General features: G+C 36.2%; 12 protein-coding genes, 2 tRNA genes, 1 rRNA gene and 1 pseudogene. 3 read left to right on the top strand and 13 right to left on the bottom strand.

The features are described from left to right. Positions 1-189 precede the first annotated feature (189 nt). From INR75_RS01335 to INR75_RS01360, 6 genes are all read right to left on the bottom strand, one after another. Positions 190-266: transfer RNA gene (locus INR75_RS01335), tRNA-Ala, on the bottom strand. A 187-nt stretch (positions 267-453) separates the two neighbouring features. After that, positions 454-527 (bottom strand) — tRNA-Ile (locus INR75_RS01340). A gap of 103 nt (positions 528-630) precedes the next feature. Next, positions 631-2,155: ribosomal RNA gene (locus INR75_RS01345) — 16S ribosomal RNA — on the bottom strand. An 825-nt stretch (positions 2,156-2,980) separates the two neighbouring features. Then, on the bottom strand, positions 2,981-4,888 hold the full coding sequence (locus INR75_RS01350) for a putative porin (protein WP_223090452.1): 1,908 nt from the start codon (positions 4,886-4,888) through the stop codon (positions 2,981-2,983). Positions 4,889-4,995: 107 nt separating this feature from the next. Then, on the bottom strand, positions 4,996-6,366 hold the full coding sequence (locus tag INR75_RS01355; protein WP_092539364.1) for a RagB/SusD family nutrient uptake outer membrane protein: 1,371 nt from the start codon (positions 6,364-6,366) through the stop codon (positions 4,996-4,998). A gap of 6 nt (positions 6,367-6,372) precedes the next feature. Continuing rightward, the gene (locus INR75_RS01360; protein ID WP_223090453.1) at positions 6,373-9,432 is read right to left on the bottom strand and encodes a TonB-dependent receptor; all 3,060 of its coding nucleotides are present in this window, start codon (positions 9,430-9,432) and stop codon (positions 6,373-6,375) included. Between the two features lie 350 nt (positions 9,433-9,782). Between INR75_RS01360 and INR75_RS01365 the strand changes: the two genes are divergently transcribed. Further along, on the top strand, positions 9,783-10,379 hold the full coding sequence (locus tag INR75_RS01365; RefSeq protein WP_223090454.1) for a ribonuclease HII: 597 nt from the start codon (positions 9,783-9,785) through the stop codon (positions 10,377-10,379). Positions 10,380-10,575: 196 nt separating this feature from the next. Here the strand turns inward: INR75_RS01365 and INR75_RS01370 are convergent, their stop codons facing one another. From INR75_RS01370 to INR75_RS01390, 5 genes are all read right to left on the bottom strand, one after another. Further along, positions 10,576-11,949 (bottom strand): RagB/SusD family nutrient uptake outer membrane protein, encoded by a 1,374-nt coding sequence (locus INR75_RS01370; RefSeq protein WP_255584611.1) that lies wholly within the window; start codon positions 11,947-11,949, stop codon positions 10,576-10,578. Positions 11,950-12,011: 62 nt separating this feature from the next. Continuing rightward, positions 12,012-15,131, bottom strand: coding sequence for a TonB-dependent receptor (locus INR75_RS01375; protein WP_223090456.1), 3,120 nt, complete (start codon positions 15,129-15,131; stop codon positions 12,012-12,014). A gap of 409 nt (positions 15,132-15,540) precedes the next feature. Then, positions 15,541-16,506: a RagB/SusD family nutrient uptake outer membrane protein gene (locus INR75_RS01380; protein WP_223090457.1), complete on the bottom strand. Its 966-nt coding sequence runs from the start codon at positions 16,504-16,506 to the stop codon at positions 15,541-15,543. After that, positions 16,442-16,885, bottom strand: coding sequence for a hypothetical protein (locus INR75_RS01385; protein ID WP_223090458.1), 444 nt, complete (start codon positions 16,883-16,885; stop codon positions 16,442-16,444). The genes INR75_RS01380 and INR75_RS01385 overlap by 65 nt, the downstream gene beginning before the upstream one ends. A gap of 10 nt (positions 16,886-16,895) precedes the next feature. Further along, positions 16,896-18,338, bottom strand: a complete 1,443-nt coding sequence (locus tag INR75_RS01390) for a SusC/RagA family TonB-linked outer membrane protein (RefSeq protein ID WP_223090459.1) — start codon at positions 18,336-18,338, stop codon at positions 16,896-16,898. 236 nt (positions 18,339-18,574) lie between these two features. Here INR75_RS01390 and INR75_RS20355 point away from each other — a divergent pair. After that, positions 18,575-18,673 (top strand): annotated as a pseudogene (locus tag INR75_RS20355) (ribonuclease HII); the annotation flags it as partial. On the opposite strand, the gene lipB reads toward INR75_RS20355, so the two are convergent. Then, positions 18,670-19,383, bottom strand: a complete 714-nt coding sequence (gene lipB, locus INR75_RS01395) for a lipoyl(octanoyl) transferase LipB (RefSeq protein ID WP_223090460.1) — start codon at positions 19,381-19,383, stop codon at positions 18,670-18,672. The pseudogene INR75_RS20355 and the gene lipB overlap by 4 nt on opposite strands. Further along, positions 19,380-19,538 carry a YqaE/Pmp3 family membrane protein gene (locus INR75_RS01400; protein WP_223091822.1) on the bottom strand — a complete coding sequence of 53 codons (159 nt, stop codon included), beginning with the start codon at positions 19,536-19,538 and terminating at the stop codon, positions 19,380-19,382. Before INR75_RS01400 ends, lipB begins: the two co-directional genes overlap by 4 nt. 153 nt (positions 19,539-19,691) lie before the next feature. Between INR75_RS01400 and lysS the strand changes: the two genes are divergently transcribed. After that, positions 19,692-21,383, top strand: coding sequence for a lysine--tRNA ligase (gene lysS / locus INR75_RS01405; protein WP_223090461.1), 1,692 nt, complete (start codon positions 19,692-19,694; stop codon positions 21,381-21,383). The last annotated feature ends 200 nt before the right edge of the window (positions 21,384-21,583 follow it).

A 21,583-nucleotide genomic window follows, 5' to 3' on the forward strand; every position in this document is an offset into this window, starting at 1 on the left:
CTTGCGATAATTGCTCAACTATTTTGTTTTGCTATTATTCGTAGAATAAATTCTATCTCATAATAAGCGTTAGTTTCTCGTATTCTTTATTTCTCAATATGTCAATGAACTTTCTGTATAGATTTGAGATTTTAGATATGAGACATTAGATAATCTAACATCTCAAGTCTAGCCTCTAACATCTAAACTTGGTGGAGAATATCGGAGTCGAACCGATGACCTCCTGCGTGCAAGGCAGGCGCTCTAGCCAGCTGAGCTAATCCCCCGTCTCTTAGTGATCAGTTAACCAGTTATTAGTTAACAGTACTTATAACGGCTACTCAACCTCTAAAATTTCCTTCAGTGTTTCAAATGAACTTCTTTGGCCTGATGACCATTTTGTAGTCTCAGGCAGACTTCCTCCTTCGCTTACGCTCCGGCGGATAAACTTCTCTCCTACCTTCCTCTACTTTGTAGTCTCAGGCAGACTCGAACTGCCGACCTCTACATTATCAGTGTAGCGCTCTAACCAGCTGAGCTATGAGACTGTCCATAATCGAATTGACATTAAGAATCAAGACCTAAAAGGCCTAATTTTGAACTTCCCTTTATTTAATTGCGATCCTCTTATAATTTAAGAGAATGCTCTAGAAAGGAGGTGTTCCAGCCGCACCTTCCGGTACGGCTACCTTGTTACGACTTAGCCCCAGTTACCAGTTTTACCCTAGGCCGCTCCTCTCGGTAACGGACTTCAGGTACCCCCGGCTTCCATGGCTTGACGGGCGGTGTGTACAAGGCCCGGGAACGTATTCACCGCATCATGGCTGATATGCGATTACTAGCGATTCCAGCTTCACGTAGTCGAGTTGCAGACTACGATCCGAACTGTGATAGGGTTTATAGATTCGCTCCTTCTCGCGAAGTGGCTGCTCTCTGTCCCTACCATTGTAGCACGTGTGTGGCCCAGGACGTAAGGGCCGTGATGATTTGACGTCATCCCCACCTTCCTCACGGTTTGCACCGGCAGTCTGGCTAGAGTTCCCACCATTACGTGCTGGCAACTAACCACAGGGGTTGCGCTCGTTATAGGACTTAACCTGACACCTCACGGCACGAGCTGACGACAACCATGCAGCACCTTGCAATCTGTCCGAAGAAATATCTGTTTCCAGATACGTCAGACTGCATTTAAGCCCTGGTAAGGTTCCTCGCGTATCATCGAATTAAACCACATGCTCCACCGCTTGTGCGGGCCCCCGTCAATTCCTTTGAGTTTCATTCTTGCGAACGTACTCCCCAGGTGGGTTACTTATCACTTTCGCTTAACCACCCAGCCCTCAATTAGGCCGGACAGCTAGTAACCATCGTTTACGGCGTAGACTACCAGGGTATCTAATCCTGTTCGCTACCTACGCTTTCGTCCATCAGCGTCAATGCATTATTAGTGATCTGCCTTCGCAATCGGTATTCTGTGTAATATCTATGCATTTCACCGCTACACTACACATTCTAACCACTTCATAATGATTCAAGATCTACAGTATCAATGGCAGTTCTACAGTTAAGCTGCAGACTTTCACCACTGACTTATAAACCCGCCTACGGACCCTTTAAACCCAATGATTCCGGATAACGCTTGGATCCTCCGTATTACCGCGGCTGCTGGCACGGAGTTAGCCGATCCTTATTCGCAGAGTACCGTCAACTCCCCACACGTAGGGAGGGTTCTTCCTCTGTAAAAGCAGTTTACAACCCATAGGGCAGTCTTCCTGCACGCGGCATGGCTGGATCAGGCTCTCGCCCATTGTCCAATATTCCTCACTGCTGCCTCCCGTAGGAGTCTGGTCCGTGTCTCAGTACCAGTGTGGGGGATCTCCCTCTCAGGACCCCTACCTATCGTTGCCATGGTAAGCCGTTACCTACCATCTAGCTAATAGGACGCATGCTCATCTCTTACCGTAACCTTTAATCATAAATTGATGCCAATTCATAATACTATGAGGTGTTAATCCACGTTTCCATGGGCTATCCCTCAGTAAGAGGTAGATTGCATACGCGTTACGCACCCGTGCGCCGGTCGTCAGCAGAGTGCAAGCACTCCCTGTTACCCCTCGACTTGCATGTGTTAAGCCTGCCGCTAGCGTTCATCCTGAGCCAGGATCAAACTCTTCATCGTTGTTTCATTAATATGTTACAATCAAATAAATGTTTTCCTTCTCAAGAAGTCTAAAGCTCAAAAGTTTGACTCTTTATAGTCTTAATTCTTAATCTTTACGCTATACTAATCCTAATCAAATTAAAATTAGTATCGTCTAGTCAATTCAATATGTCAATGAACTTATTTAAAAGTCCGGATCTAATTAAAGATCCTTTCGTTGAAATCTAAGGTATCGAACCTTAATTATAACCCCAGTCGGTATTTCTGTTTTTCAAAATTTTAAGAGCTTTTTAGCTTTCTCTCAAAGCGGCTGCAAATATACAACTACTTTTTAAATTCACAAGAAAAATTTAAAGATATTTTTTCACTTTTCTCTTACTCAAAACTTTCAAAGAACCTCGCCGTTAAAGCGGCTGCAAATATACAACTCTTTTTCTTTAACCAGCAAAACTTTTTTAAAGTTTTTTTAAAGCTAATTTTCAATAAAAACTCAATGAACTCCCTTATTCCAACTCCACCCTTAAGCGGGGCTAGCGAGGCGCAAAGATACCGGCTTTTTTAATTACAAACCAAATCTTTTTTTAAGTTTTTTTTGCTCCTAAATATCCTAAAACCTCAATGAACTTCCGCTTTTTTAACACCACCACAGCGGCTAAGCGAGTGCAAATATACAGCCCTTTTTTAGAATCACAAGCCTTTTAAAATTTAGTTTGATTTTTACGAATTTCACATCAAAAAAGATCATCCGTAGAGTTTTCGACCGCTTTAGCACACCTTAACTTCAGATTAACATTTCAAAAATCAAAAACCTTTCAGAATAACACATCAAAACTTCAGTAAAAATTAGAGAAAAAAGTTCCAAACGAGACCAAATCTCACCATAAAATCATTGTGCGGATGCCGTGGCGCAGAGAAATTATTATTGCCGTCGATAAGGAAATTTAAATTTTCGAGCTTAAAAAATATTCTAGCCTGGTCTACTTTACCATTAAAAAAGAAATCGACCACGGGATAATTACCATATTCCACATCATTTTGAACGTAAAATTCAGCTAAAACTGGATCGTACGCATCCATTTGGTAAGAAGAAAAATATCGAAAACTAAGACCGGTTTGCAAATATAAGGCCTTATTAAACCAAAAGTCCTTGTAATAAAATGTATTCCTGGTTACCAGTTCTGGCAAATTGAGAACAGCATCACCATCTGACACATTTTGATAAAGCACTGTATTATCCAGTGCGAATTTCCCGAAGTTAAACTCTCTTTGCGCTTTAAGCTTGAAGTATCTCACATCTCCATCAAACTGTAATGGTTTTACAGCATTTTGATCATCTAAGGAAAAATAGGTGAAATTTTGAATTTGAGTTAACTCACCGCTAATATCAGCCACTAATCGTGCAGATAATTCGAAAAATAGACTTTGCGCATTTTCGTTATCAAAATCATTTTGCCAATTATAATTCACATAATCACTTTGATATAATAGAAAATTTAAATTTGGCGCTCTACTCGTCTGCTTAATACCAAAGTTTAAAAAATTATTTTCGTCTAATTGATAACCCGCAGAAGCAAGGATGTGATTCCCAGAAAAATCATCTCCAAAATTAAATGAGATATCTCCATGTAAATTAAAACCGGCTAAAAAATTATCGTAGCTCCCTCCTACATTTAACAACCTACCCTCCAGACGGTCTTCTGCGACACCTTCTTCACCAACAAAAACCGAATCGTACCAGTAGTCGAAAGAAGAGTAACCCGCTCTTCCAGAAAGTTTACCCAAAACAGGATTATCAAAATTAACTGCAATTGTATTATTTAAATTCCTAAATCTGGTCTCATCATTAAGATTAGTGCTTTGAAAGGACTCCCCAAGTAATGTATTAGCAGCAGATGATTGGAGATACTGAAATTTCTTATAAGAGTAATCTAACCTGTGACTAAGGTAAAGTTTGTTCTGAACCGTATCCTGTGCACCTAACAAATAATATTCGTGATAAAGGAAAAGACCTTTACCATATAAAATGCTTTCTGCATCTTCAAAATTAACATCTAAAACTGATCGATCATCAAATTCTGGTTCCTTAGTTATGTAAGAGACTAAAGCATCATTGGTTAAACCTCCATTTTCTTCATTAAGTAAATCCTGACTTACAAAATGTGCTTTCACCCTATACTTCCTATTCTTTGTTTGATAGTTTAGGGTGGTCCTAAAATTTCCTGAACTTGTAAGAATATGTCTGTACCTACCTAAAGCACGCACACCTTTATATGCCACACTAAAATTCAATCTTTCTGAAGTGTTCACAGTAAAAAAAGCATCTAATTGCTGACCTTGTTCTGGAACTGTTTTAAAGTATAATTCAGTTAGCGGCGTAGGAACGTAATAATAGTTAACATCCTTTGCCTCCATAAAATTATAATGTCTCGCTCTAGCACCAAATTTTGGAATTACAGAATTGAAATCACGAAACTCGGTAAGCTGATTATAAGTTTGTCCTGTGTTAGCAAAAGGCAAAAGGCCAAAGATATCTTTCCTGAGGTAATTGAACCTATAATCTTTTTGAATAGTTAATGAAGTGTCGACATGAGTAGTATCGTTATCTATCGAAATTATTTTAAAAAGATCAATTGTCGGCTCTTTAACAGTATCTTTAGACTTATCAGAATTCGGTCTCCCAGACAAATTTTGTTCTTGTCCAAAACTTAGAGAAAAAGATAAAAGTGATAATAGGAAAATTATTTTCTTCATTATGCAAAATATGAAACAAAAGTATAAAAATAACGTAAGCAGAACAGAATTGGTATAAAACAAAAAAACCACCCAATTTGGGTGGTTTAAAAATATTAACATGATAATTATCCTCCGTATCCCGGATTTTGTGTAATATTTGAATTCGCATCTATTTCCGCTAAAGGAATTGGATATGCTAACCTATAATCACCATATTCAATAGGATCAGTAATGTTTTGATTTATATTTAAAACCTCAATATCACGGCCGTTTCGTAACAAGTCCCAATAATATTGACCTTCAAAAATCAACTCTTTTCTTCTTTCTAGCAAGAAATTATCCTCAGAAACAGTAGAATATTGTTCAGCGTTTCGGTATTCTGGAACCATATTTAGAAATTCCAACGCTTCAGCATTGTTACCCAACCTAAATTCCGCCTCTGCGTAATTAAGTATTACCTCTTCATACCTTATCACAATAACATTAGATGCACGGTCTGGGTACTTACCCATATTCCGCAACAAGTCTCCTTCATAACCTAAAATATCATTTCTAACATCATCCGCGTCATAAATCGAAAGAACATTTTCCAAAACCTGAATATCACCATACGTTCCCCCTCTATAGATAAATTCAAGTGAATTACTCCCCGCATTATCAGTACCGCTAAAAGCAAGCTCAAAAATAGAATTAGCTCCTCCGTCATCCATAAAAGAACTAGCGTAATTATCAGCAGAAACAATTGAATAAATACCTGAATCAATTACTGCTTCAGCAGCATCACTTGCATCCTGCCATCTTTCGAAATAAAGAGCAACTCTAGATTCTAGGGCTTTTGCAGAGTACTTAGACATAAATTCTTTCGAAGCATCATAGAAATCCTCATCCATTAAATCAAATGCACTTTGCAAATCCGCTAATATATTATCTACATTCGAGTTAATGGATTCTCTTGAAGGAAAGTCATCGCCTGTACCAAAACCAGTAATGTAAGGCACTCCAAGATCACCACTAGTATACTGTTGACCGTAAGTTAAAAGAAGATCAAAATGAGCTAAAGCTCGCATTGCATAGGCCTGTCCCTGAATATGTCTAGCGTAAGCTAAATCCTCCTCAGATCCTTCCAAAGTTGATATATCTCTTGATATCAAAATATTTGCAATAGCGATTACACCATAAGCATCATCCCATATATATGTAGAACTGGGCAAGTAACCGAACTCTCCTTGTGTAATAAATCGACCGGAATTCCCGTTAGAAAAAACATTTGGCGTTCTAACTTCATTAGTTACTAAATAATCACGCCCATAATAACCTGAACTAGTAAGCCTATTATAAGCCCCCTTAATGAGGCCTTCCATATCTCCAACAGAATTCAATGCCTCTTCACTCCGTTTCGATTGCTCCAATGAAGGATCCAAGTCTTCTGTAGAACAAGACAGAAAAACACCGCAAACTACTGCGAATATTATATATATTATATTATTTTTTTTCATCGCTTTCTAAAAATTTAAATTAACACCTAAAATAAATGACTGTACAGGAGGAGTAACAATACTAGTCATACCTGAAGCATCAACTTCTGGGTCATAAACTAAATTATCATCTTTAACCCATGTATATAAATTAGTCCCTCTTAAGAAAATTCTAGCTCCACTCATACCAATATTCTCAAGAATCTCAGGCTCAAGATCATAACCAAAAGTTACATTTCTTAATCTAAAATAATCTCCATCAAATAAGAATTTACTATTGTACGTCCAAGGTTGCCCGCCATAAACCGCTCTTGCAACCCTTGTTTGATCACCAGGCTGTTGCCATCTATCTAGCAAGGAAGTGTAACCATTATAGACTCCTGTAACATATAAATTAGGCTGGTTTAAATACCTATGCCAAGCCTCATAAATTTTATGCCCACCTGCATAATACCCCTGTGCATCTAGGAAAAAACCTTTAAAATCTACATGTATGTTCACACCAGCAGTTAAAGTAGGTAATGCACTTGCCCCTTGAAAAACACGATCAGCCTGACCAAAGTCTGTAGTAGTCTCACTTCTAGTTTCATCAGTATAATAGGTATCAACACCTGTTTCAGGATCAACACCTGCCCAAGTTGGCATAAACCATTCGTAAGCCATAGTACCAGTGGTTGATCTTTGTCCAGCCGCCACATTATTAGTAACAGGAATATCAACTCCATTTGCATCTTGAGCAACCTCTAAAACCTCATTATCAACAGTCGCCACATTTCCTCCAAAGCTAAAATTGAAGTCATTAGACCTAACAGCATCAATGTTCAATTCAGCTTCAAAACCAGTATTCTTCATTGAACCTACATTTCTATACTGACTAGAAAAACCTGTGGTAAACGATAATGGAACATCAAACAATAAATCTTCAGACCTTCTATCATAATAACCTAATGTACCTGTTAATCTATTTTGCAAAAGTCCAAAATCCAAACCTACATCAAGTGTATAACTCGTCTCCCAAGTTAAGTCAGGGTTACCATAACCAGCCGGATAGCTTGCACCAGTACCAGCATAATCAGCATTATAATTAAATAAAACCTGATAGTTATTGATCCCTATATTAGCATTTCCAGTTTTACCATAAGAACCTCTTATTTTAAGGTTATTAACAAACTCACTATCACTCAAAAAGCTCTCTCTATGTAAATTCCATGCAGCTCCAAAAGCCCAAAAATTACCCCATCTATTATCATCAGAAAATCTGGAGTTACCTTCCCTTCTATAAGTAGCATTTAAAACGTATTTGCTATCAAAATTATATGACCCTGTTGCTAAATACGAAGCAATATACCAGTCTGAAAATGATGCAGATGCAGATGTAGGATTACCTGATGAAGCCAAGTTAGTAAGACCATCTGTAACGAAACTGTCACCTGCTGCAAATAAATAATTATTTCTATACTCTTGATACTCCTGAAGGACAGTAATATCTACATTATGATTTCCGAATGCATTGAAGTAATTCAAAGAATTTTGAAAGACATAAGTTGCAGTTTTCCTACTTGTTCTCTCTCCATAACCATCTGTACTAGAACCATCTCCAGTAACCCTGTTACGATATCTCTTGTAATCATAAACCTGATAATCAATAGAAGCCCTAGATTTCAATGACAAATTTTGAATCGGGGTATGCCAAGTTAAACTATTATTCGATAATATCCTTGTGAATTTAGATTCATCAATATCATTTTCAGAAATATATAAAGGGTTGGGAAGCGCTGTACCTAAATTAAAGGTACCGTCATCATTATACGGTTGATTTAAAGGCGGAGTAAAATACTTTGCTGAATGAGGAGATGAGAAATACGCACTACCCTCCAAGATTCCATCTTGAAAAGTATGCGAAGCAGTATTAGATGTTGAAAACTCCAAAGATTCTGATAAATCTTTCGAAAAATTCAAAGAACCAGACACCCGATCAAAGGTTGACCCTATTACTGTTGCTTCCTGTTCAAAATATCCAAATGAAGTGTAAAAATTATAATCATCAGTACCTCCAGTTGCAGAAACAACGTGTTCCTGAATAGGCGCATCGTCATTAGTAACCAATTCACCCCAATTAGCTTCTGGCCGTCCTGCATCAATCCAATCTTGATAACCATAGCCATCTCCAAGTTGATCAAAATAAAAATCCGCAGCTTCTTCCGGGGTAGAAAGGTTATAGTTTTCACCGTATGTATTTAATACACTTTCATACAATAGCATTTCCCTTTGAGCACCAGAAAGTGGTTGTGGGCCATCTATTGCATTATTACTAAATCCATAATACGAGTTTAAACTAATCCTAGTTTTCCCAGCTTTTCCACTTTTAGTAGTTATAACAATAACTCCATTTGCTCCTCTCGCACCATATACTGCTGTCGCTGATGCATCTTTCAAAACGGATATACTCTCAATGTCATTATTACTTAAACTTGCTAGAGCTGAAAGCGAAGAACTCGAAGAATTCCCTCCGACGTTACTATTAATAACTGGAACTCCATCAATAACATACAATGGTTCGTTACCCGCTGTCAACGAACTTATACCTCTAATTCTGATGTCTTGAGTTGACCCCGGAGTACCAGAGGAGGAACTAATTTGTAAACCAGCAACCCTTCCCTGTAAGGCCTGATCCACGGTTGCTTGAGGAATTTGATTAATTTGATCTGAATCAATTTGTACAGTTGAACCAGTCATATCTTCTCTTCTTTTCGCAACATACCCCATAACAACTACCTCATCTAAGGCTGCAGCATCTACTGCCAAAGTTACATTAATTGTATCCGAAGAGCCAATTGAGCGCTCTTGAGGGGCAAACCCCACATAACTAAATACCAGTATTGAACCACTAGGAACATTAATACTGTATTCTCCATCAAAATTTGTTTGAACGCCATTGTTAGATCCTTTTTGGATAACGTTCACACCTGGTAAAGGCAAACCTTCTTCATCTACCACAGTACCAGTTACTGTTTTCTCTTGTGCAAAAACTAATTGCACAACCAACACCATAAAAAGTGTCAGCAATCCATGTAATGTTTTTTTCATTATTTCGTTAATTTGAATTAGCCTGAGCCAAAAATCATAATAAAATCTTAATAAACAAAATAAATGAGATCGAAAATTTAATAAAAAATTATATTATTTATAATTAAAACGTTTTAGTGTAGTATTATTGATTATATTTTAAAAGTCTTTATGCAAATAATATTTACATTTGTAACAAAAATTAAATAGATTTTAAGCACAAATCTTAAGGATGCATTTAACAATTAATTTACACCTAAATCATAAATGTCATTTTTTTAAGCAAAGAGTTAATAAACATCGTATCTATATAATTGCGCGTATGGATGCTTCTACTATCTTTGACTATGATTCTATATTAATCGAAGATCATGTTAAAAAATCATTTATACGATTGCATCGAATGTGGCACAGATGAAGCTGGAAGGGGTTGTATAGCCGGACCTGTTACCGCAGCTGCAGTAATCTTACCTAAAAATTTTAAAAACAAAGTTTTAAGAGATTCAAAAAAAATCACGGCTAAGAATAGAGAGCTATTAAGGGAAATTTTAATACCTGAATGTATTTCATACGGAGTTACCCATATTTATATGAAAACAATCGATGAAATTAATATCCTAAATTCCTCAATATTAGCTATGCATCAATCTATTGAAAAGCTAAATCCAGCTCCAGAGCATATAATTGTTGACGGCAATAGATTTAAGCCTTTCAAAAACATACCTTTTGAATGTATAATTAAAGGAGATGATAAATTTTTGAGTATTGCAGCAGCTTCCATATTAGCAAAAACATATAGAGATGGATATATGGCCAAAATTCATGAAGAATTCCCTATGTATAATTGGAAAAAGAACAAAGGATATCCCACAAAAGAGCATAGAGAGGCTATTAGAAAATACGGAATCACAAAATATCACCGTAAAAGCTTTAAACTACTACCGGAACAACTTGAAATAGATTTTTAAAAAAGCCTCCCGATTTTAACGAATATTGATATTTAGAGATTTCGAGTAAACTACCCCGGGGCAAACCCAAGAGGCATTCACCAGAAACATTTTTTTATTTTCGAAGCAAGCCTCGGAGTATTGTACCCTTTGGCGAGACCAATAAAAAAGCCACTCAATGTATTGAGTGGCTTTTTAAAATTTATATTAAACAGAATTATCTGTCTGAATTCACTGAATCATCAATTGCATCGTTAGCATCAATTTCAGTTTGAGGAATTTTCAAGAAAAATCTATTATCATCTGGTTCAAGAGTAAGAACTGTTCGGTGGATTGGATCACGATCTATACCTCTTCGCAATCTCTTCGCATCAAACCACTCTACCCCTATTTCTGCGTATAATTCTTTCCTTCTCTCTAAGAGGATTTCTTCGAATAGATCACTGCCAGTATTATCAGATTGAACAGCTTCAGCATCACGATTAGACTGTAAAGCAAACAGCAGATCATGCGCTTCATCTTCTCTACCTTGTTGATATAGTGCTTCTGCTTCAATTAAAATCATTTCAGCTGTTCTCATCAACACGATATCAGAATCAAAAGCAAAAGTAAATTTGTTAGTAACATATTCGCGATAGTCGCCTGGCGCTATACCATATGCGTTTTCAAATGTATTTCTAACATCTGTTGCACTAAATTCATCTACAAAATTTGGATTAACATAAACGGAAGAATATGCTTGACCATAATGATCTGTAAAGGCAGATGGAGCACCATAATAATAATTTGACTGATCACTAGTTTGCGGTAGTCCCCACAACCATTCTGTGTTACTAATGTCATCAAAGCCATTTGCGTAAGAAGAAGCATCTAAGACAGCCGAAGCGTTACCTCCATAAGCTTCTGCTGCAGCCATTTCTGCTCCGCTCCAATTTTCCATTACCTGATAAACTCTTGCAAGAATACCATAAGCTACAGATCTATTTACATAAGATTTATTGATTCTATCTGCTCCTAATTCATCTACAGAGTTTTCAAGATCTTCAAGAATAAAATCATATAATTCCTGTAAAGTAATCATAGGCTTTCCTTCTAAAGATAATTCAGTATAAATAGGAGGAGCTGGCAATGAAGGATCATAAGAATATGTATGCTGAAATTCCATCGCTAATTGAAAATAATTGAAAGCTCTTAAAACTCTAGCTTCAGCAATTAGTTCAGTCTTATCCTCTTCTGAAAGTTCTGCAGACGCATTAACTCCATTAATTAGTGAATTTAGCTGATTGATCATAAAATAAGGATACTCCCAACTAAACACTGTTCTACGATAAGTTGGCTCACGATTATCGTTATCATAATCAAAAGAAAACCAACTGGTTGTATTAATAAGATCATTACCTTTAACACTTCTAGCCATGTACATGGAGTAGATCCCACCAGAATCATAACTAGTAAACTGTCTTCTTGAAAGTCGATATACTCCAGCAAAGAAGGCCTCTACTCCTTCTCTTGAATTAAAAATAACATCTTCTGAAACTGACTGTGTAGGAGCCGGTTCTTCCAAATAATCTTCTGAACATCCTATCATCATGATAGCTACTATCAGATATAGGCTTTTATATAATATATTTTGTCTTTTCATATCTTTCTAAATTAAAATTGAAGATTCAATCCTACTGAAACTGTTTTAAGAATATAAGATCTATTATTAGTAGTACCCGCAACACTTTGCTCTGGATCGATTCCAAAATGACTGTGGTAAGTGAATAAGTTATCTCCACGTAAATATACTCGTAAGCTATTCATATTTAAATCTTCGACTACACTACCTGGTAACGTATAACCTAAAGTTACTGCTCTTAATCTCACGTAATCATTATCAAACAAAAATCTGGTTGATCTAGAATTAAAATCGTTTTGAGCATTAAGAAGTAGTGGCACATTTGTCACATCTCCTGGCTCTTGCCAGCGAGCGGCAATATCTTCGTGAGATTGGTATCCTGGTGTTGAAAATCCACGCATCAATGATGCATAAGAACCGTCATAAACCTGTGACCCGAAAGAAAAATTGAATAACATATTAAAATCAAAATTACCCCATTTCAAATCTGTATTAAACCCTCCAATCACATCTGGCAAAGAAGAACCGTTATAGTATCTTGTTGCTGCAGAATAATCTTTAGTTGTAGTTCGCTCTCCTGTTGGGTTACCATTATCATCCAATACATCCATATACCACATACCATAACCATCTGCAGGATCTACGCCTGCCCAGTCTTGCATATAGAATTCGTAAAGAGATTTACCTTCTTCCCATCTTTTTGTACCATTAATAAATGAGTCCTGAGTAAGTTCGGTAATTTCGTTATTATCAAACGAAAAGTTTAATCCAGCTGACCAAGAAAAATTATCTTTATTGATAATTTTTCCGTTTAAAGTAACCTCTAATCCATAATTTTTAACAGCACCAATATTTGTAGTAATGCTTGAGTTACCTGTAGAAATTGGAAGAGGCTGATCATAAATTAGATCTACAGATTCCTTTTCGTAATATTCAACTAAACCTGTTAAGCGATCGTTGAATAGACCGAAATCAACCCCAACGTTAAATGAAGCTGTCTTCTCCCATGAAAGCAAAGGATCTGTAACTCCTCCTAAAAGTACTCCTGTAGCATCTAACTGATTCCAACCAGTTTCAAATAATTGCAAATATGGAAAATAACCTATCCCTCTGTTATTACCTAACTCTCCATAAGAAGCTTTAAGTTTTAAGAAATTAAGCGTACTATTTCCTGCTAAAAAGTTCTCATCAGATATTACCCATGATCCACCAACAGAAAAGAAATTTCCCCATCTTGTGTCTGTAGAAAATCTAGAAGAACCATCCCTTCTAAAAGAACCTTCAATAAAATATCTGTCGTCATAGCTATATGAAGCTCTACCTAAATAACTTACCAAACGCTCTTCATTAACATAGCCTCCTACACTCTCTGGAGTCGTACTACCGTTTAAAACTTTAACTCCTGGCAAAAATCCTGTTCCTTGAGCACTTAAATAGTCTCCTTTGTATTTATAACTTTCGAATATCGCATCAGCCTGAACATTATGCTTTCCAAAATCTTTGTTGAAATTCAAAGAATTAATAAAGTTCAAAGTCGTGGTAATATCTCTGTTCTGTGTTACTCTTCCTCCTACATTTGCTGCATAACCTACATTATAAGCTGCATATACATTAGAATCGTACAAATAGTTCTCATAAGAAAGATTTGTTCTAAAGGATAAATAATCTGTAAAATCTATTTTTGCAAAAGCATTTGCAGTTGCGCTAGTTCTTTTATTAAGATTATCATAGTTGTAAAGTGAACCAACAGCATTCTCGTTAGCTAACATTGGTCTCGTTCCATTTAAGGCCTGCCCCGAAGTACTACCGTAATCATAAATTGGCGCTCCGTTATCAAAAACTAAATCACCACTAGCATCCCTTCTATAAAGAGGGTAAACAGACGAAACACTATAAATCCATTGGATTGAACTTTGATAAGAATTTCCAGATTGTTCAGGATAATTTTGCTCTGAAACTGTTAAGGATGAATTTAATCCCACCTGTAGCCAATCAGTTAATTGACTTTCTAAATTTAAACGTGTGGTTATTCTTTCAAAATCAGATTCTTTAACAGAACCTTCTTGATCTAAATAATTTGCAGATAAGAAATATCTGCTGCTTTCGCCACCACCAGAAATACTCATTCCGTACTCCTGTCTCAAAGAAGTTTCTCTAAGCATTTCTTTTTGCCAATCTGTCTCCCATAATAAGCTTGCTCCATCTACGATATTTCCATTAGCATCAACAGGCTGATCAACATTATAGGGATTATAAGCCAAATTAGGAATAATTGATTGCGCAGCTAAAGCTCCTGCTTCGTTAGGAGCAACACCATCGATATACTGCAAAGCATTTCTTTCGGCTTCCCAAGAATATCGCATATACTGGTTAGTACCAATAGTTTCATGTAGATCTACAGCAGGAGAAGACAGACCTCCAGTTGCAGTTATATTAATAGAGGGTGCTGTGTTATAACCACCTCTTTTAGTAGTAATCACAATTACACCATTAGCTCCTCTTGATCCGTATAATGCTGTTGAAGATGCATCCTTAAGCACGTTCATAGATTCAATTTGATCTGGACTAATTGAATTTATGTTTCCATTGTATGGCGCTCCATCAACAACGATAAGAGGTTCTGCGCTTGCATTAATAGAAGAAACCCCTCTAATTCTTATAGTAGGATTTTCTCCTGGTTGCCCTCCAGAAGTAAGTATATTAACTCCGGGAACATTACCCTGTATAGCCTGTGTTACACTCGTTAATTGCTGTTTTTGAATCACTTCTGAATCTAACGATGCAACCGAACCTACAATAGCTTTTTCTCTTTGCGCACCATAGGCTACTACCAAAACTTCATCTAAAGCATCGGCACTTACCTGCAAAGTGACATCCAAAGTAGATGTTGATGCCGTAATTTCTCTCTCTTGGGCAGAGAACCCTACGTAACTAAAAACAATAACATCACCTTCCTCAACTTCGATGCTATAATTACCATCAAAATCTGTTTGTACTCCGTTACTTGTTCCTTTTTCAATTACGTTAACTCCTGGCAAAGGCAAACCTTCCTCGTCTATCACCGTACCAGTAATTGTTCTTTCCTGTGCAAAAAGAATTTGCACAGCTAACACCATAAATAGCGTTAGCAATCCACGTAATGTTTTTTTCATTATAATTTTAATTTGAATTAGCTCAGCCTCAAAAATCATAATAAAAACTTAATATTCAAAAGTAGAAATGATTTTTTGATAGCAATATGTTAGTAAAACCTCTATTTAAATTACCATTATTTATCTATTTTAACTTTTTAAAAAGCAACAAACATACTTAATTAACTACTAATAAATAATGTGCTATTATTTTAACTTTTTAGTTATTCAAAAAGCAATTCTATCATCAAGTGAAAATTTAACAATCCCTTATGAATTATGATGTTAAAACGTTTAATCAAAAAACCACAATATCATAAAAGAGAGAACATCAATCTTAATTTCTCTCATTAATTTTATATTTTTAAATGCAGTTCTAAAAAAAACCGGCTTAGTGCCGGTTTTCTCTAACTCTATCTACATATTTAGTTTAATATCCAGGATTCTGATCTTCTTGAGAGAGTTCCTGATTGGCATTTATTTCATCCTGAGGAATGGGCCAAACTACGCGATTCTCGCTTAAAGAGGATGAACTTTTATTTGCTACAACTTCATCTAAAATCTCCAATCTCACGGCATCATACCATCTTTTTCCTTCAGCAAAAAGCTCAACTCTTCTCTCCTCCACCAACAATTCTATAAAATTATCAGATGTTAAATTCAGACTATCCAAACCTGCTCTATCCCTTACATCATTCAAATATTCTGAAGCAGTTTCAAAATCACCATTTCTGGCTAATAATTCTGCATATAGCAATTCTACTTCAGCATATCTATACACATAAGGTAAATCTGTACCCGTAGATACGTTGGAGTACTTGCTAATATATGCACTAGAAAAATCGTCTCTATTCGTTATAAGATTAATTCTTTCGTCACCATCTTCAAATGCCTCTAAAAAACTAGCTTCTGGTGCAACTTCTCTTCTACCTCCTAAAGCAGAAGGATAGAAATAGAATGACAAATTATTAGAATCGTCTGTTGTATATCGAATTCTAAAAATCTCTTCTGAATTTGATCCTGTCGTAAAAACATCAGAGTAAGATTCCACTAGAGAATAGTTACCAATAACATTTTCTAGAGTCGTGGTAGCTTGGTCATAATTTCCACGTGTCATTTCAACTTCAGCTAGTAATACATTTAATGCATCATCAGAAAAGTGATAAACATCATTATTCTGAATATTTCCCTGGGCCTCGTTAATATCATTTAGGATATACTGATAAACCTCCTCTTGGGTTGATCTAGGAACATTTGCGGAAGCTGCCCCATTATCAGAGACCAAATCGTTTTCACTAGGAAGAGGGACTCCTCCAAACATTCTTACTAAATCAAAATACATCAAAGCACGTATCCCTTTTTGCTTCAGCAATAATAGAGTTTTTAGCTGTTTCATCAACATCAGTCAAAACCTCTGTTGCATTAATAACTGAATTTGCTCTAAAAATTACCACATATCGATAGGACCAAAAATAAGTGACTGCAAGATTCGTTGCCGGCACATTATTTAAAACCATCTCATCAAATAATGTGTAAGATCCACTATGCGAAAATTCATCGGCATACAAACCTAAGGACATAATTGGATATGCACCTTGTACATAGACACTTTGCATCGCATCATAAACACCGTCCATAGCTTGTTGAGCGGTGGCCATATCTGTTATAAACTGATCTGTTCCAATCGTCGTTGGATCTGCAACCTGAAGTTCGTCGTCACAACCGGTAAAAATTAAGGTTGTTAACAATACATATATAAATAGATAATTTCTCATTCTTATTTTTTTAGAAGTTTATATTCACACCAAATTTATAAACCTTGTTTCCTCCTTGCGTTAAGAAATCTGTACCACTGGTTACTGCAGAATCTCCAGAATAGTTCACCTCTGGATCAATCCCAGAATAATCTGTAAACATTAACAAGTTATCTGCTGAGGCATAAAATCTAATACTACCAAAGCCTAAAAGATCTTTTGGAAGTGTATATCCTAGAGTTACATTTCTCAACTTAATAAAAGATCCATCTTCTACCAATCGAGTAGAATCGTAATTGTTATATGCTGAAGTTGAATAATTAGACCTTGGTGTATTTGTATTCGTATTATCTGGAGTCCAGTAATCTAATTGATTGGTAAATTTACCATAAACTGGGTTTGCCGCAGAACCTGTATACTGAAGTGTAGAGTTAAATACGTCATTACCTTCAGACCATGCCCACAAAAAATAAAGGTCAAAATTCTTATACTGAATATTGTTTGTCCAGGATGCAGTAAAATCTGCCCAAGGTGACCCACCAATAATGTAAACTGAATCATTAATAATTCCGTCGCCATTTTGATCGACATATTTTACATCTCCTGCTCCTACGCCATCTGCGGCTAGAGCAGATGGAATTTCGTCACCTTCCTGATATAAGCCATCAGAATCTAATACATAGAAAGCGCCTAATTCTTCACCTTCCTGAACTCTACTAGCAAAACCTCTTGTGAATGGAGAATTTCCGTCCAGAGAAGTTACTTCGTTATCCAGAGTACTGAAACCTAAACTAGATTTCCAATTAAAATCATCTCGATCAAAGATCTGAACATCTACAGACACCTCGTGGCCACTGTTAGACATTTCTCCAACATTACCATAGAATGAACTAAAACCAGATGAATATGCTAATGGTATATTAAGAAGAAGATCATCTGTATTCTTATCAAAATAATCATATTCAACAGAAACTATATTATCAAATAAACCTAAAGAGAACCCAACATTAAACTGGCTGGTAACTTCCCATTTTACATTAGGATTACCAATCTCTGTAATTGCAGTACCAGCAGATCCAGCATATGGTGTAGAACTTACGCCAGCAAGAGCGTCATAAGCTCCAATTCCAGTATCGTTAGCTGTCACCCCATAAGAAGCCCTTAGCTTAACAAAGTTGAAAGCCTCACTTTTAAACCAGTCTTCTTCAGATAAGATATATCCTCCAGAAATCGATGGGAAATAACCCCATTTTTCGTTTTCACCAAATTTTGAAGAACCATCTGCCCTTAAACTTCCTGTAATTATATATTTCCCGTATAGATTAAAAGAAGCTCTACTTATTAAAGAGTAAAGTTTAGATTCATTATAACTTCCTGCAGCTCCTAAAACTGTAGCCCCCCTGTGACACTTCCTGTAATTCTGGCGATGCAAAGTTTGATCTTTCTGCACTAACAAAATTATACTTTCTGCCATTATATTCTCCCGCCAATAATCCTGTAAAAGAAATATCATCAGTAATATCCAAATCAAAATTTAATGCCTGAGTTGTCATAAACCTTCTAATTCTAGCCATCCACTCGATTGTGAGCTGTACAATTTAGTCAGTATTATGCAAAAAACGGTCATAGTATACCACCCTGGCCGGATGAAAGTGAACCACTGTAGCCGGATGAAGGTGAGCCACTAAAAAATCGATTCTATTTGTAAGGACAAAAGAACACCGTGAAGCAATTAGAAAATACGGAATTACAAAATACCACCGAAAAAGCTTTAAACTTCTACCAGAACAACTAGAAATTAAGTTTTAATTAAAATCAGCACTAAACAAATCCTTAAAATGGTTCAAAAACTTTTGTTTCACCTCTTCCATATCAACTTGATTTTTACCTAACTCAACGTTCAAAGAAGTAACGGCTTTTTCTTTAATTCCGCAGGGAACAATATTATCGAAATAACCAAGATCCGCATTTACGTTTAAAGCTAAACCATGCATAGTTACCCATCTACTAGCACGAACGCCCATCGCACAGATCTTCCTGGCAAAAGGAGTTCCTACATCAAGCCAAACTCCGGTTTCCCCATCGCTACGTTCAGCATTAATACCATATTCTTTTAAAACCAGAATTACTGCTTCCTCTAAAAGTCTAAGATATTTATGAATATCAGTAAAAAAATTATCCAGATCTAAAATGGGATAAATTACCATTTGCCCAGGACCATGATACGTAATATCACCACCACGATTAATTTTATAAAATGTAGCTCCCTTTTCTTCTAACTGCTTTTCATTGATTAGAAGATTAGAAATATCACCGCTTTTCCCCAGAGTATAAACGTGAGGATGCTCTACAGAAAGTAAGTAGTTGGGTGTCTCTAGATTGGTGTCCTCTCTCCTGTTCTTTACTTTTAAGTCCAGAATTTCTTTAAAAAGCTGTTCCTGATAATCCCAGGTTTCTTTATAATCTTTAAGTCCTAATTCCTGTACTTCTATTTTCTTATTTTGCACCTCTTGCATCATTTATTAGCGTTATTCAAAATTATAAGCGCAGCAATAACTCCTGGAATCCAACCAAGCAAAGTAAGAATAAGCACGATCAAAATAGAACCACAACCTTTATCAAACACTGCTAAAGGCGGAAAAATGATCGATAAAATAACACGCCAAATACTCATAATTTCGATATTATCTAAAACCAAAAACAAAGATAGAATTTCTAAACCAGATTCATATCTAATCTTAAGTATAACATTGGTTGGTACTCTGATTGTCATTATATTTGCAGCTGCTTCTTAAAACGAGAGGCCATTAAACTTTAAAATTACACCATGCAGCTATCTGAACAGGAAATTGTAAGAAGAGAAAAACTGGCTACATTAAGGGAAAAAGGAATTAATCCTTATCCGGCCGATTTATTTCCATTAGATCACACATCTGCCGATATCAAGGCAAATTTCGAAGAGGGTAAAAAAGTTGTAATCGCGGGTAGATTAATGTCTCGTAGAATTCAGGGTAAAGCATCTTTTGCAGAGCTTCAGGATTCTAAAGGAAAGATTCAGGTTTACTTTAACCGTGATGAAATTTGTACAGGAGAAGATAAGTCCAAATACAACGACATTTACAAGAAGCTGCTGGATATAGGTGATTTTATAGGTATTGAAGGTGAATTATTTAAAACTCAGGTAGGCGAAATGACCGTGATGGTAAAAGATTTTAGCCTGCTAAGCAAATCTATTCGCCCATTGCCATTACCAAAAACAGATAAAGAAGGAAATACTTACGATGGTTTTACAGATCCAGAGCACCGATATCGCCAACGATATGCAGATCTTGCTGTAAATCCAAAAGTGAAAGAGATATTCGTAAAACGTACTAAACTTTTTAGTGCGATGCGTAATTTCTTTAACGAGGCTGGTTATTTTGAAGTTGAAACACCAATCCTTCAATCGATCCCTGGTGGAGCAGCCGCACGCCCATTTATCACACATCATAATGCTTTAGACATTCCTTTATATTTAAGAATCGCCAACGAGCTTTACTTAAAAAGGCTTATTGTAGGTGGTTTCGACGGAGTGTATGAATTCTCTAAAAACTTCAGAAATGAAGGAATGGATAGAACTCACAATCCAGAGTTTACTGCGATGGAAATCTATGTCTCTTATAAAGACTATAATTGGATGATGGATTTTACCGAAAAACTTCTGGAACATTGTGCCATGGCGGTTAACGGAACTACGGAAGCTACCTTCGGAAAACACAACGTAGATTTTAAAGCTCCATACAAGCGTGTAACAATGACCGATGCAATTATCGAATTTACAGGATTTGATATTACCGGTAAATCTGAAGCTGAATTATTTGAAGCAGCGAAAGGAATGGGCATCGAGGTTGATGAAACCATGGGGAAAGGAAAACTTATCGATGAAATCTTTGGTGAAAAATGTGAAGGAAACTACATTCAACCAACATTCATTACAGACTATCCAAAAGAAATGAGCCCCCTTTGTAAGGAGCATAGAGAGAATCCAGAGTTAACCGAGCGTTTTGAACTTATGGTTTGTGGGAAAGAGATCGCTAATGCATATTCAGAGCTTAATGATCCTATCGACCAACGTGAGCGTTTTGAAGAGCAGTTACGATTAGCAGAAAAAGGAGATGATGAAGCAACCGAGTTTATCGATCAGGATTTCTTACGTGCGCTAGAATATGGTATGCCTCCAACATCTGGATTGGGAATTGGGATGGATCGTTTAATAATGTTCTTAACAAACAATCAATCTATTCAGGAAGTATTATTCTTCCCACAAATGAAGCCTGAAAAGAAACAAGTTGAACTTACCGAGGAAGAAAAAGCGGTTTATCAATTATTAAAAGACGACCAGAAACACGATATGAATCTTATCAAAGAGAAATCTGGTTTAAGCAATAAAAAATGGGATAAAGCTTTAAAATCTTTAAGAAAGCATAAAATGATCGAAGTTTTTAAAGAAGGCAACGACATGAAAATAAGCGTTGCATAATCAACCATTTAGCACCAATAAAACAGAAAGGTCACATAATCATGTGGCCTTTTTTCGTATCTTTTCGCAATAAATTTACATTTTTATTAACTTCTCTTTAAACCTTTTTAAAGTTTCAAAGTCAAACAATCGATTTTGGATTTCTACAGGAATTATTTTTCCAAAAAATTCAATCCAATTTCGGCTAATATAATTAAACC

The sequence above is a fragment of the Zunongwangia sp. SCSIO 43204 genome, from assembly GCF_019904275.1.
GTDB classification, from domain to species: Bacteria; Bacteroidota; Bacteroidia; order Flavobacteriales; family Flavobacteriaceae; genus Zunongwangia; species Zunongwangia mangrovi.